General features: G+C 71.3%; 12 protein-coding genes. 8 read left to right on the plus strand and 4 right to left on the minus strand.

Annotated features, from left to right (window positions below; all coding sequences use genetic code 11):
- The first annotated feature begins 58 nt into the window (after window positions 1–58).
- The 3 genes from ACWGI2_RS02795 (at window position 59) to ACWGI2_RS02805 (ending at window position 2795) form a co-directional block, all read left to right on the plus strand.
- Window positions 59–1270 carry a sensor histidine kinase gene (locus ACWGI2_RS02795; RefSeq protein ID WP_453693353.1) on the plus strand — a complete coding sequence of 404 codons (1212 nt, stop codon included), beginning with the start codon at window positions 59–61 and terminating at the stop codon, window positions 1268–1270.
- 24 nt (window positions 1271–1294) lie between these two features.
- Window positions 1295–1963, plus strand: coding sequence for a response regulator (locus tag ACWGI2_RS02800; RefSeq protein WP_453693355.1), 669 nt, complete (start codon window positions 1295–1297; stop codon window positions 1961–1963).
- A 334-nt stretch (window positions 1964–2297) separates the two neighbouring features.
- Entirely contained in the window at window positions 2298–2795 is a 498-nt protein-coding gene (locus ACWGI2_RS02805; protein ID WP_453693357.1) for a DUF4232 domain-containing protein, read from the plus strand.
- On the opposite strand, the gene ACWGI2_RS02810 is transcribed toward ACWGI2_RS02805, so the two are convergent.
- A complete protein-coding gene (locus ACWGI2_RS02810) occupies window positions 2761–3816 on the minus strand; it encodes a lipoate--protein ligase family protein (RefSeq protein WP_453693359.1) in 1056 nt (351 codons plus the stop codon). The genes ACWGI2_RS02805 and ACWGI2_RS02810 overlap by 35 nt on opposite strands.
- Window positions 3817–3923: 107 nt before the next feature.
- On the opposite strand from ACWGI2_RS02810, the gene ACWGI2_RS02815 reads away from it, so the two are divergent.
- Both ACWGI2_RS02815 and ACWGI2_RS02820 read left to right on the plus strand, forming a co-directional pair.
- Window positions 3924–5384, plus strand: a complete 1461-nt coding sequence (locus ACWGI2_RS02815) for a basic amino acid/polyamine antiporter (RefSeq protein ID WP_453693361.1) — start codon at window positions 3924–3926, stop codon at window positions 5382–5384.
- 77 nt (window positions 5385–5461) lie between these two features.
- Entirely contained in the window at window positions 5462–6724 is a 1263-nt protein-coding gene (locus ACWGI2_RS02820; RefSeq protein ID WP_453394341.1) for an arginine deiminase, read from the plus strand.
- Window positions 6725–6738: 14 nt separating this feature from the next.
- Here the strand turns inward: ACWGI2_RS02820 and ACWGI2_RS02825 are convergent, their stop codons facing one another.
- Both ACWGI2_RS02825 and ACWGI2_RS02830 read right to left on the minus strand, forming a co-directional pair.
- Complete coding sequence (locus ACWGI2_RS02825) at window positions 6739–7371, minus strand: hypothetical protein (protein ID WP_453693363.1); 633 nt, start codon at window positions 7369–7371, stop codon at window positions 6739–6741.
- A 62-nt stretch (window positions 7372–7433) separates the two neighbouring features.
- On the minus strand, window positions 7434–8528 hold the full coding sequence (locus tag ACWGI2_RS02830) for a baeRF3 domain-containing protein (protein ID WP_453693365.1): 1095 nt from the start codon (window positions 8526–8528) through the stop codon (window positions 7434–7436).
- A gap of 210 nt (window positions 8529–8738) precedes the next feature.
- On the opposite strand from ACWGI2_RS02830, the gene ACWGI2_RS02835 reads away from it, so the two are divergent.
- On the plus strand, window positions 8739–9569 hold the full coding sequence (locus ACWGI2_RS02835; protein ID WP_453693367.1) for an inositol monophosphatase family protein: 831 nt from the start codon (window positions 8739–8741) through the stop codon (window positions 9567–9569).
- Here ACWGI2_RS02835 and ACWGI2_RS02840 read toward each other — a convergent pair.
- On the minus strand, window positions 9505–10125 hold the full coding sequence (locus tag ACWGI2_RS02840) for a hypothetical protein (RefSeq protein WP_453693369.1): 621 nt from the start codon (window positions 10123–10125) through the stop codon (window positions 9505–9507). The genes ACWGI2_RS02835 and ACWGI2_RS02840 overlap by 65 nt on opposite strands.
- A 98-nt stretch (window positions 10126–10223) precedes the next feature.
- Between ACWGI2_RS02840 and ACWGI2_RS02845 the strand changes: the two genes are divergently transcribed.
- Both ACWGI2_RS02845 and ACWGI2_RS02850 read left to right on the plus strand, forming a co-directional pair.
- Window positions 10224–11633 (plus strand): phytoene desaturase family protein, encoded by a 1410-nt coding sequence (locus ACWGI2_RS02845; RefSeq protein WP_453694636.1) that lies wholly within the window; start codon window positions 10224–10226, stop codon window positions 11631–11633.
- 584 nt (window positions 11634–12217) lie between these two features.
- On the plus strand, window positions 12218–13684 hold the full coding sequence (locus ACWGI2_RS02850) for an AlkA N-terminal domain-containing protein (protein WP_453694637.1): 1467 nt from the start codon (window positions 12218–12220) through the stop codon (window positions 13682–13684).
- Window positions 13685–13703 lie beyond the last annotated feature (19 nt).

The following is a 13703-nucleotide window of genomic DNA, read 5'->3' on the forward strand; positions in this document are numbered from 1 at the left end:
AGCGAGGGGCGTGGGGGCGGAGATGACGGCGGACCAGACGGGGGGATCAGCGGGTCAGATGAGCGTGCGCGAGCGGGTGCGGGGCTGGGTGCGGCAGGCGTGGGTGGGTGACGCTGTGCTCGCGGTCGTGGTGGGGGCGATAGTCGCGCTCGCGGCGGGCCTGGGCGACGGGGACGCGGGGGTCTTCGACTACGCCCTGATCGGGGGCGGTTCGCTGGCTCTTGCCGTCCATCGGAGAGCGCCGCGCGCCGTACTGGCCTTCACCACGGCATGCCTGCTCGGCGAGGTGTTGTACGGGGGAGCGAGCAGTGTCGCGGCGATCCCAGTGGTCGCGGCCGTGCACACGGCAGCGCGGGCGTCCCACCGGGGCCTTGCCGCCCTTGCCGCCGGGGTGTTCCTCGCGGGCTTCGCGGTGGCGGGGGAGGCTTCGGACGACGTCGTGCAGCGGACGCTGCTGCTGGCCGGCTGGTTCCTGTGCGCCCTCGTCACGGGTCTCGCCGACAAGAACTGGCAGGCGTATCTGCGCCAGACCGAGCAGCGGGCCCTGGAGGCCGAGCGGACCCGCGAGGAGGCGGCGCTGCGCAGAGCGGGCGAGGAGCGGCTGCGGATCGCGCGCGAACTGCACGACTCGCTGACGCACAGCATCTCGATCGTCAAGCTCCAGGCGGGCGTAGCCGTCCACATCGCCCGCAAGCGGGGCGAGGACATACCGCCCGCGCTGCTCGCCATCCAGGAAGCGAGCGGTGAGGCCATGCGTGAACTGCGGTCGACACTCACCGTGTTGCGGACGGACGAGCCGACGGGGAGCCCGGCGCTGCTCGTCGAGCGCGCGCGGGCGGCCGGGCTCGCGGTGGAGCTGACGGTGCGGGGCCGGGAGCGGACCCTGGCCGGCGACCTGGAGCGGGCCGCGTATCGGATCGTGCAGGAAGGCCTCACCAACGCGGCACGCCATGCGGGCGGCTCCGCGAAGGTGACGGTCGGACTCGACTACGGGGAGCGGGTGTTGGGGGTGCGGGTGGAGGACGACGGGGTCGCCGACGCGGGGCGGCCGCCGGTGGAGGGGACCGGGCTCACAGGGATGCGGGAGCGGGTCGATTCCCTGGGCGGGACGCTGCGGGCGGGGCCGAGGGTCGAGGGGGGATTCCTGGTGCGGGCTGAACTGCCGCTGGAGTACGGGGCGTTGGCGTTGGCGGCCGAGGAGCCTGCGGGGCACGTCCGGGATTCTGCCTGGCAGGGCGGCGCGCCCCGGGGAGGCGCGGGTGGCCGCTGATGCCGGGTGGCCCAGGGAGGGCGGATGATCCGGGTGGTGCTTGTCGACGACCAGGCGTTGATGCGCGCCGGGTTCCGTGCGCTGCTCGAAGCCGAGGACGGTATCGAGGTGGTGGGGGAGGCCGCCGACGGGGAGCGTGGCGTCGCTCTCGTGCGGGAGTGCGTGCCGGACGTGGCGCTCATAGACGTACAGATGCCGGTGATGACCGGGATCGAGGCGACACGTCGGATCGCCGCCGACCCCCGCCTCAGCAGCGTACGCGTCGTGATCCTCACCAATTACGGACTCGACGAGTACGTTTTCGACGCCCTGCGTGCCGGGGCCAGCGGGTTTCTGCTCAAGGACACGGAGCCCGCCGACCTGCTGCACGGCATCGAGATCGTCGCGCGCGGGGACTCACTGCTCTCGCCCTCGGTGACCAGCAGGCTGATCGGGGAGTTCGTCTCGCGGCCACCGGACCGGGCCACCGCGCCGGGCCTTGAGAACCTCACCCGCCGGGAGCGGGAGGTGACCGCGCTGGCCGCGCGCGGACTGACGAACGAGGAGATCGCCACGCACATGGTGATCAGCCCGTTCACCGCGAAGACGCATGTGAGCCGGGCGATGACGAAGCTGGGGGCGCGCGACCGGGCCCAACTGGTCGTCTTCGCCTACGAATCGGGGCTCGTCGCGGCCCGCAACGCGACTCCCTAGGAACGGAGTGGGAGTACAAGGGGGAAATCTCTGGTCATGGCATGATCTCCGCGTGACCGTCATACCGTTCAGCCACGGCGCAAGGTTCAGACATGGACGCGGCGCCAGGGGCAGACACGTCGCTGTCCTCGCCGCCGTGGTCCTGCTTGCCTCCGGGTGCGGGCTCTCGGAGGAGTTGGAGCGGGAGAGGGATCCCGGACGTACGGCGCCTGCTGAGGGGGGTCGGTCCAGTGAGAGTGGTCGGTCCAGTGAAGGGGACGGGTGGTCCGCTTCCGCCGATCCTGTCTCGCCGACGGAGGCCCCCGTTGTGACGGGGCCCGACCCAGTACCTGACGTGCCCTCGCCCTCCTGCCCCGCGTCCGGCGTCCGCATCGAGCCGAGCATGGTCGACGCCGCCATGGGCCTGCGCGCGATGACCGTGACCCTGATCAACTGCGGCAAGGACACCTACCGCCTGAACGGCTATCCGAAGCTGCGGGTCCTCGACGAGCATCGCGAACCCCTCGACGTACAGATCCTCGAAGGGCCCGAGCCCGTCACCACGATGGACGACCCCGGCCCGCACCCCGTCTCGCTCAAGCGGGGCGAGGCGGCCCACACCGTGCTCGTCTGGCGCAACACCGTCACCGACACGACGACGACCGCCGTCAGCGGCACCTATCTGAAGGTCACCCCGGCCCCGGGCACCCGGCCCGGGACCGTGACGCCGCAGGGCCGGATCGACCTCGGCAACACCGGCCGCATCGGCACCACCGCCTGGCAGCGCAGCCCGGCGGACGACGCGAACCCGTCCAGGCCTACGGCACCCGCGCCGTCCACTCCGGCGAGCTGAACTTCGTCCGGGCGAGGTCCCGCGCCCTGGCCATCTCCTCGTCCGTGGCCTTGCCCGGCGTCAGGCCGTACCGCGTGCGGAAGGAGTCGAGCATCCGCTCGATGACGGCCTCGCGGGGGAGCCCCGTCTGGCGGCGCAGCGGGTCCACGCGCTTCTTCGCGCTCTTCGTGCCCTTGTCCGAGAGCTTCTCGCGGCCGATGCGGAGCACCTCGACCATCTTCTCCGCGTCGATGTCGTACGACATCGTCACGTGGTGCAGCACGGCGCCGTGCCCGCCCGCGACGCGCTTCTGCGCGGCGCCCGCGACCTTCCCCGCGTCGGTGGCGATGTCGTTGAGCGGTTGGTACCACGCCTTGATGCCCATGTCGCCGAGGGCGTCGAGCACCCAGTCGTCCAGATAGGCGTAGCTGTCGGCGAAGGACAGGCCCTGCACGAGGGAGTCGGGGACCGAGAGCGAGTACGTGATGGCGTTGCCCGGCTCGCAGAACATGGCGCCGCCGCCACTGATCCGGCGCACCACCTCGATGCCGTGCCGCTCGGCGCCCGCCAGGTCCACTTCGTTGCGCAGCGACTGGAAGCTGCCGATGACGACCGCCGGGGACTCCCACTCCCACACCCGCAGCGTCGGCGGGCGGCGCCCGGCGGCGACCTCCTCGGTGAGTACTTCGTCCAGGGCCATGAGCAGGGCGGGGGACTGCGGGCCCTCGTGGATCAGCTGCCAGTCGTAGTCGGTCCAGTCGGTGGCGTGCGCGAGGGCCCGGCGCACCGCGACGCCCACGCCCTCCGAAGTCAGCCCATACATCACCGTGCCCTCGGGGAGCGCCGCCTCGATGCGGGCGGCGAGGCCCGCAGCGTCGGTGTCGGCGGGGGCGCCCTCCAGGGCGTGGCTCAAGGCGTCGAACGCCTCGTCAGGCTCCAGGAAGAAGTCCCCCGCCACCCGCACGTGCCGCAGCACGCCGCCTTCGACCTCCAGGTCCACGACGACGAGCTTGCCGCCGGGGACCTTGTACTCACCGTGCACTGTGCTTCCTCCGGGCCTGTCTGAATCGCGAACACCGTCAGCCTGCGATTACATAACAGGACAACTCGACCCACCAGGGATAGATTCCCGCAGCTGACGAGGAATCCATGAGCCACGCTGAGACGACGAGCGACCGGCCCGCCGGCGGCGCGTCACCGGCCGTCAAACTGACACTCACGACGCTGACGATGATGGTCGTCGGCTCGATGGTCGGCGCGGGGGTCTTCTCGCTGCCCAGGCGGTTCGCCCAGGAGACCGGTGTCGCGGGCGCGTTGATCGCCTGGGCCATCGCCGGTACGGGCATGCTGATGCTCGCGTTCGTCTTCCAGGCCCTCGCCGTCCGCAGGCCGGATCTCGACGCCGGTGTCTACGCCTACGCGAAGGCGGGGTTCGGCGAGTACCTCGGCTTCTTCTCCGCGTTCGGGTACTGGGCCAGCGCGTGCGTCGGCAACGTCACCTACTGGGTGCTCATCATGTCGACCGTCGGCGCCATCTGGCCGAGCCTCGGCGACGGCGACACCCTGCTCGCCGTCGTCCTCTCCTCGTTCGGCCTGTGGGCGTTCTTCCTGCTGATCCGCCGCGGCGTCAAGGAAGCGGCGGCGATCAACAGGATCGTCACCGTCGCCAAGATCGTGCCCATCCTCGTCTTCGTGATCCTGGCGCTCTTCTTCTTCAAGCCGTCCGTGTTCGCGGACAACTTCGGCGGCGCCGACTACGCGGGATCGCTCTTCAACCAGGTGCGCGGCACCATGCTGGCCACCGTCTTCGTCTTCCTCGGAGTCGAGGGCGCGAGCGTCTACTCCCGGCACGCCAAGCGCCGCGAGGACGTCGGCCGTGCCACGATCCTGGGCTTCCTCAGCGTCTTCGCCGTCTTCGCCTCCGTCACCATCGTGTCGTACGGGATCATGCCGATGGCGGAGATCGCAGAGCTGCGCCAGCCCTCCATGGCGGGCGTCCTTGAGGAGGCCGTCGGCACCTGGGGCAAGGTCTTCGTCAGCGTCGGGCTCATCATCTCCGTGCTCGGCGCCTACCTCGCCTGGACGCTGATGGCAGCGGAAGTGCTCTTCGTCGCCGCGAAGGACGACGACATGCCCCGCTTCCTGAGGAAGGCCACCTCCGAGGACGTGCCCGTACCCGCGCTCCTCATGACCACAGCGTTGAGCCAGGTGGTCCTGGTCGTCACGATGTTCTCCGACGACGCGTTCAACTTCGCGCTCGACCTGACCAGCGCGCTGAGCCTCATCCCGTTCCTGCTCGCGGCCGGCTTCGCCGTCAGGATCGGCCTCGGGTACGGCAGTGAGGACGTCGCAGGGCGGAGCACCCGCAAGGAACTCGTGATCGCGGTGATCGCCACGCTGTACACGGCGTTCCTGCTGTTCGCCGCCGGGCTCAAGTTCGTCCTGGTCTCCTTCATCCTCTACGCCCCCGCGACCCTCCTCTTCATCAAGGCGCGGCGGGAACAGAACCGGCGCCTGTTCTCCCCGCGCGAGGCCGTCATCTGCGCCGTCTCGATCGCGGGCGCCGTCGTGGGCGTGATCGCTCTCGCGGCGGGCTGGATCGAACTCTGAACCAGGCCTTTGACCAGCTCCTTCGACCAGCCCCCGCACCCCTGTTGCCACCGACTGAAAGGCGCACCGTGACCAGCGTGACCAGCCACGACACCCCCGCCGCACCGACGTTCGGCGTCCACTCCGAGGTCGGCAGGCTGCGCAAGGTACTGGTCTGCGCGCCCGGACTCGCGCACCGCAGGCTGACCCCCACCAACGCCGACGACCTGCTCTTCGACGACGTCATGTGGGTGGAGAACGCCCAGCGCGACCACGCCGACTTCGTCATCAAGCTGCAGCAGCGCGGCGTCGAGGTCGTCGAGCTGCACGACCTGCTCGCCCAGACCATGGCGATCCCCGACGCCAGGACCTGGCTGCTCGACCGGAAGATCACCGCGAACGAGGTCGGCCTCGGACTCACCGACGACACCCGCGCCTTCCTGGAGACGCTGGAGCCCCGGCAGCTCACCGAGTACCTCATCGGGGGCCTTGCCACCGCGGACCTGCCGGACGAGTTCCGCTCCGGGTACCTCGCGCTCGTACGCGAATCCACCGGCGTGAGCGAGTACCTGATGCCGCCGCTGCCGAACACCCTCTACACCCGCGACACGACATGCTGGCTGTACGGAGGTGTCACGCTCAACCCGCTGTACTGGCCGGCCCGGCACGACGAGACGCTCCTGATGAAGGCCGTCTACCGGTTCCACCCCGACTTCACCGGCGCCAAGGTGTGGTGGGGCGACCCCGAACTCGACTGGGGCCAGGCGACGTTCGAGGGCGGCGACATCATGCCGGTCGGCAACGGCGTCGTCCTGATGGGCATGAGCGAGCGCACCTCACGGCAGGCCATCACCCAGGTCGCCTCCGCGCTGTTCAAGAACGGCGCCGCCGAGCAGGTCATCGTCGCCGGCATGCCCAAGCTGCGGTCCGCGATGCACCTCGACACCGTCTTCACCTTCGCCGACCGCGACATCGTCACGCTCTACCCGAAGATCATGGACGACGTGCACTCCTTCACGCTGCGCCCCAGCGACAAGGCGGTGGGCGTCGAGATCACGGACGAGGGCTCGCGTGCGTTCGTCGACGTGGTCGCCAAGTCGCTCGGCCTGCCCGAGCTGCGCGTCATCGAGACGGGCGGGGACATCTACGCGTCCGAGCGGCAGCAGTGGGACAGCGGCAACAACGCCGTCGCCCTGGAGCCGGGCGTGGTCTTCACCTACGACCGCAACACCCAGACCAACACGCTGCTGCGCAAGGCCGGGGTCGAGGTCATCACCATCGTCGGCGCCGAACTCGGGCGCGGCCGCGGCGGCGGGCACTGCATGACGTGCCCGCTCGTCCGCGACGCCGTGGAGTTCTGAGCGCCTCCGAGGGGCTAGTACCGCTGGGCCTTGACCAGTTTCGCGGAGAGCTTCGGCTCCGGGGGCTCGTGGCTGATGGCGTACCGCTGGGCCCGCTTGCCCGGTTCGAGGTTCTCCGTACCGATGTAGCGCGTCTCCACGGTCTTGCCCGAGGAGTCCACGAAATCGACCTGCACGGCGAAGTCCGCCGTCTTGTCGGTCCTGTTGGTGAAGGTCACCACGGAGGCGAGCACACCGCCGGTCTCGGAGCGCGGTTTGCCCGTCATGGAGACGTCGGACATCGCGTTGCCCCGCCCTTCGACGCCCTTCAGGGCTTTCTCGGCGGCCTGATTGGCCCGTTCCGTGTCGGCGGACACGGACGCCTCGAACTCGTCAGCGCGCTTCGACGCGGAGGCCTCCGCCTCGGAGGCTGATGCGCGGGCTGACTCGGCGGCCTCCGAGGCCTGCGACTTCAGCGGCGACGCGGTCTTCTCCGAGAAGGACGACGCGTCGGGAGCGGTCGGCCGCGCGCTGACCGTCTCGCTGCCCTCTGACGACGGGGCGTCGCTGTCGGTGCCGCACGAGACGAGGGCCGCGGCGGCCGTCACCGTGGCGGCGAGCGTGAGGGCGGCGGACACCGCGGGCCCGCGGGGCGGCATGGGGTTCATTCGGGGCGGTCCTTTCCCTGATCTCTGTCCTGATTTCCTGATCTCTGTGATGGGGGGCGGTGTCAGTAGCGCAGGGCGCAGGCGATACGGCCCCGGTCGCTGAGCGTGCCTTCGGGTACGAAGCGGACCTGCGCGCCGGTGTCCAGGGCCCGCTCGACGATGTCGTCCACGACGTCGTCCACCGCGTCGAGATCGTCGCCGTCGGCCGGTACGAGATGGCCGCCGTTGTCGCGCACGGTCGCCTGGTAGGTGTCCTCCACGGCGAGGAGGCGGACCCGGTCCGTCGTCACGTTCTGCCAGACCTCGTCGAGCCCGGCCGCGTAATGGCGCCGCCCCTGCGCCAACTCCAACTCACGTACCACGGAGTCGAGTTCGTCCTTCTCGCGGGTGGCGAGGAAGGGGCGTACCGCCTGCCAGAGTGTGTCCGCAGGGCCGTGCGCGAGGCCGCCGTGCGGCACCCGCGTGGCCTCCTTGGTGACCGTGCCGACGTCGTCGAGGAGGGAGAGCGCGGCGGCCTCCCCGGCCACGAACAGGGGGCGCGGATGGGAGTGCAGCACGCGGGCCGCGGCCTGGTCCCCCTCGCGCAGGAACTTGCGGGTGTGCTCGTCGCGGAAGGTGCTCGGCAGGTCGCCGATCCGCTCCTTGCGCTCGGCGTCGGGGTCGTCGAGGCTCCGGGTCAGGGGGAAGCCGTCCGCCGTGTGCTCGACGACCCGCTCCGGGGTGCCGCTCCACAGGGAGACGCGGTCGGCCGATACGGCGAGGACCCAGTACGGGCGCTCGGCGGTCTGGGCCGCGACGACGTTGCGGGTCAGGAAGGTGTCCGAGAGCACCACGCGCGACGGCACCGTCCTGGCGAGCGACCACACCTGGTGCTCCCCGGGGGCGGCGAAGACGGCGAGCCCGTCCTCGGCGTGCACGAGGTCGATCTCCGCCACCGCCCGGTCCAGCTGCGCGGCCACGTCGATCCGCTGCTCCCTGGCAACGGCCGGGTCGGACTTCAGGTGCTCCTTGGCCTCGGAGACGAGGTTGCGCAGCCGCACGGGATCCTGGGCGTTGTCCGGCTCCCTGCGGTGGGTCGGCAGCAGGACCGTGACGGCGGGATAGGGGCGCGGCCGGCGCAGCCCGGCCAGTACGGCCGGGTTGAGGGAGGGATGCATGGAGTGACCCTTTCGACACCTGTGGGTGGTACACCACTAAATGCACCATATGTCCGTTGGGGGGACGCGGCATTTCCCCACGGGACTGTTCGTGCAGGTGAGGCCGCTGCGGCCGGGCCCGGAGGCCAGGTCACGTGGGATTCATCTCGAATCCATGCCCCCTTCTCCCGAGCCGTACGGATTGTCAGTCGGGCGTGCTCTCATGGATGCATGATCGAAGCGATCGAAGACTTTCTTGTACGTGGCGTCCCCGACGTCGAAGAAGCCCTCCGCAAGGCTGCCGCGACCGAGGTCATGCCGCGGTTCCGGCAGCTCGCCGAGGATGATGTCGTCCAGAAGAGCGGCCCGCACGACCTCGTGACCGTGGCCGACCGCCTCGCCGAGGAGCAGCTGACGGCGGCACTGACCACGCTGCTCCCGGGCTCCGTGGTCGTGGGAGAAGAAGCGGTGCACGCGGACCCCTCGACGTACGAGGCGATACGCACCGACGCGGCGGTGTGGATCGTCGACCCGGTCGACGGCACGCGGCAGTTCGTGCACGGCGACCCCGGATTCTGCATGCTGATCGCGCTGGCGTGGCGCGGCGAGGTGCTCGCCTCCTGGACGTACGCCCCGGCGCTCGACGAGATGGCGGTCGCCGTGCGCGGCAAGGGCGCCTGGCTCGACGGGGAGCGGCTGGTGGCCGGTTCACCGGGAGAGGTCATCGAAGTGGCCACCTCGCACCCGGACTTCACCACGACCGAGCAGAAGCGCGCGCTGCACGGCCTGCGCGTGGAGGGCGTCGCGCCGCGGCCCTGCGGCTCGGCGGGACTGGAGTATCTGGCCATCGCCAGGGGGGAGTTGGACGCGGTCGCCTTCTCCTGGGAGCTCGCCTGGGACCACGCGGCGGGGCTGCTGCTCGTGGCCGAGGCCGGAGGCGGCAATCTGACCGTCGCCGGTGAGCCCTTCCGGATCGAGGGCGGGAACGCCCTGCCGTTCACGGCAGGACGGGATGCCGCCACGGTCGACCGGGTGGTGGAGTTGCTGTCGGCCGCAGCCTGATCTGCGGGGCACTGCGCGGCGGCTCCAGACTGAAGCGCACGGTGGTGACCTCGAACTCGGTGACGGTGCCGACCTCCGGCCAGTCCTCAGGGGCGAGCAGGAGGTGGCCTATGTCCACGAAGCCGACGAGCGGCAGCCCCAGGTCGACGAAGAGCCCGGTACGCCCCGGGCCCCACGGCAGCACGCTGACCGTGCCGGTGAGGCGGGTCCCTCGGGGGAGCGGGCCGCCCGTTTCCGGTGCCGTCGTGTTCCGGCTGTGGCGGGCACGCTGCCACGCCGTCTCGAACTCCGCCTCGGACACCGGCTCCCCGGTGGTGACGGGGCCGTTCGCGAGTGCGCCGTACCTCACCTCGTACAGCTGTGCTCCCAGCGGCTCGAACTTGTCGTGGACCCAGGCCAGTTCGTCGCGCGAGGCCGCCACGGAAGCCGGGCTGTGCGGGTCCGCAGCCGGGCCGTGCGGGTCGGTGAAGGACGCCTGACGTACGGGAATCCCGTCCTGCCCCGTCTCGAACCAGTCGTCGGAGTCCGCGTCAGCGCGGTGCAACCAGTACGTCACTCGTCAGAGGCTACCCGCGCCCACGGCACTGTCGGTGGCCCGGCCTATCCTGGGCGGCAGTGGCCATCGGCTGACAAAGGAGTCCGAAGGTGCCGTCGATGCTTGATGCCGTCATCGTGGGGGCGGGACCGAACGGTCTGACCGCTGCCGTCGAGCTGGCCCGCCGCGGCTTCTCGGTGGCCGTGTTCGAGGCCAGGGACACCGTCGGCGGCGGGGCGAGGACCGAGGAGCTGACGCTTCCCGGGTTCCGGCACGACCCCTGTTCCGCCGCGCACCCGCTGGGCATCAACTCGCCCGTGTTCCGCACCATGCCCCTCGACCGGTACGGCCTTGACTGGCTCCAGCCGAAGCTGCCCATGGCGCACCCCTTCACGGACGGCAGCGCCGCCGTCCTCTCCCGCTCCGTCGCCGAGACCGCCGCCTCGTTCGGGCCGCGCGACGCGGGGGCGTACAGAAGGCTCGTCGACCCCTTCGTCAGCAAGTGGGACGACCTCCTGCGGGACTTCATGGCACTGCCGTCGACCGCGCTGCCGCGCGACCCCGTGGGCCTCGCGCGCTTCGGCCTCACGGGCCTTCCCCCCTCCACCTGGCTGATGCGGCGCTTCCGCGACGACCGGGCCCGCGCCCTGTTCTCCGGGCTCGTCGCCCACGTCATCGCACCGCTCGGCGGGATCGCCACCGGCGCCGTCGGCATGGTCTTCGCGCTGGCCGCGCACGCCCGTGGCTGGCCGGTCGCCCGAGGCGGTTCGCAGTCGATCTCGGACGCGCTCACCGCGTATCTGAAGGACCTCGGCGGCGAGGTCCACACGGACTACGAGGTCAAGCGGCTCGACGACCTGCCGCCGGCGCGGGCGTACATCTTCGACACCTCGCCCACCGCCCTCGCCCGGATCGCCGGCCTGGGGCGCAGCTATGAGCGTTATCGCTACGGCGCGAGCGTCTTCAAGGTCGACTACGCCCTCGACGGGCCCGTTCCGTGGACGGCGAAGGAGGCTCGGGTGGCAGGCACCGTGCAGGTCGGGGGCAGCAGTGCCGAGATCAGTGCCGCGCTGAACGCCGCGTCGCGCGAGAACCGGGCGCCCGATCCGCCGTTCCTGATTACCGTGCAGCCCAGCCTCGTCGACCCCTCCCGCGCGCCTGCGGGAAAGCATGTCTTCTGGGCGTACGGCCATGTGCCGAACGGCTGGGACGGCGATCTGACCGAGGTGATCGAGCGCCAACTGGAGCGCTTCGCCCCGGGGTTCCGTGACCGCGTTCTCGCCCGTGCCACCGCGGGGCCGCCCGAGCTGGCCGCCCGCAATGCCAACTACGTGGGCGGTGACATCGCCTGCGGCGCTGCCAGCGGTCTCCAGCTGCTGCTGCGCCCCAAGATCTCCCTCTTTCCGTACGGCACCGCGCACCCGGCGGTGTTCATCTGCTCGTCGGCGACGCCGCCGGGGCCCGGTGTGCATGGCATGTCGGGGCACAACGCGGCGAAGGCGGTGTGGCGGGGGCTTCGCGTGCGGTGAGGGGCCTTGGGCGGCAGCGGGGGCGGGGGCTGTACCGGCCCCCCGCAGCCTTCCCTGCACGAACGAGCCTCTCCCACCCACCCGCCCGTTCACCCCGCAGCACCACCCTGACCGAACAAGCTCTCCCACCCACCCGCCCGATTGCCCCGCGGTGCCGGGGGGGGCTGCATCGGGGCGGGGGGTGGGTGGGGAATGTACGGGCGGGGGGGGGATCGGTGGGTGGCGGCGAGCCCCAGCCGTGGGGGCCCGACTCCCACGCACCTGCAGTCGGCAGCGCTCGCGAGGGGACGTGCCGGTTTGTCTGCCCGGAGCACGGTTCCCGGAGGCTCCGGTGCCGCAGTAGCCCCGCGGCCACCGGACGATAGCGAGGACGGACATACCGGCGCGGCCCCGCACCCACAGACGAACCGGAACCGCCGCCCCACGCGCCCGCACCCGGCACCTGTCGCACCCGCACACGCACCGCCACCGCCCCGGCTCCCACCTCCATGTCGGATTTTCGCCAGCCACCCCCGCCCCCCATGCCCGATCCTTGACGCATGGCAACCACCACCGTCACCGTCACCGCCCTGGCCCCGCCCGGCATGCACACCGACTCCGAGCGGTGCGTGCGTGCCGTGCAGTCGAAGGATGCTCGGTTCGATGGGTGGTTCTACACCGCCGTGCTCACCACCCGTATTTACTGTCGGCCCAGCTGCCCCGTCGTTCCCCCGAAGCCCGAGAACATGAGCTTCTACCCGAGCGCGGCAGCCTGCCAGCAGGAAGGTTTCCGGGCCTGTAAGCGGTGTCGGCCGGACAGCAGTCCGGGGTCCCCCGAGTGGAATCAGCGCGCCGACCTCGTGGCGCGCGCGATGCGGCTCATCGCGGACGGAGTCGTCGACCGCGACGGCGTACCCGGCCTCGCGAACCGCCTCGGCTACAGCACCCGCCAAGTGGAACGGCAGCTCCTCGCGGAACTCGGCGCGGGACCCCTCGCCCTGGCAAGGGCCCAGCGCGCCCAGACCGCCCGCCTCCTCATCGAGACGACCCCCCTGCCCATGGCGGAGATCGCCTTCGCCGCGGGCTTCTCCTCGATCCGCACCTTCAACGACACCGTCCGCGAAGTCTTCGCCCTGGCCCCCGGCGAACTGCGGGCCCGCGCTCCGAAGGCCCCCGCCAAGGCATCCGGCGCGCTCTCGCTCCGCCTCCCCTTCCGCGCCCCGCTCAACCCCGACAACCTCTTCGGCCACCTCATCGCCACCGCCGTACCGGGTGTCGAGGAGTGGCGCGACGGGGCGTACCGCAGAACCCTCCGCCTGCCCTACGGCCACGGAGTCGTCGCCCTCAGCCCCGCCCCGGACCACATCGCCTGTCGCCTCAGCCTCACCGACATGCGCGACCTCACCATCGCCATCAGCCGCTGCCGCCGCATGCTCGACCTGGACGCGGACCCGGTCGCGGTGGACGGCCAGCTGAGCGCCGACCCGCTGCTCGCACCCCTCGTGGCCAAGGCACCGGGGCGCCGCGTGCCGCGCACGGTCGACGAGGCGGAGTTCGCCGTACGCGCGGTCCTGGGCCAGCAGGTCTCCACGGCCGCCGCCCGCACCCACGCCGCACGCCTGGTCACCGCGCACGGCGAACCGGTCCACGACCCCGAGGGCGGCCTCACCCACCTCTTCCCGGCGCCGGAAGCCCTGGCCGCGCTCGACCCGGAGGCACTCGCGCTGCCGCGCAGCCGCCGCGCCACCCTGACCACGCTCGTACGTCACCTCGCCGACGGATCACTCCGGCTCGGCGTGGAGAGCGGCTGGGAGGAGGCCCGCGCCCGGCTCACCGAACTGCCCGGCTTCGGCCCCTGGACGGTCGAGGTCATCGCGATGCGGGCACTCGGCGACCCCGACGCCTTCCTCCCCACCGACCTCGGGATCCGCCGCGCGGCACAGGAACTCGGCCTGCCGCACACCCCGGCGGCGCTCACCGCTCGGGCCGCGGCCTGGCGCCCCTGGCGCGCGTACGCGGTCCAGTACCTGTGGGCCACCGACACCCACCCCATCAACGCCATCCCGGCCTGAGCGCCGGTCCGAGAGGACA

This window comes from Streptomyces sp. NPDC054866, assembly GCF_053610745.1.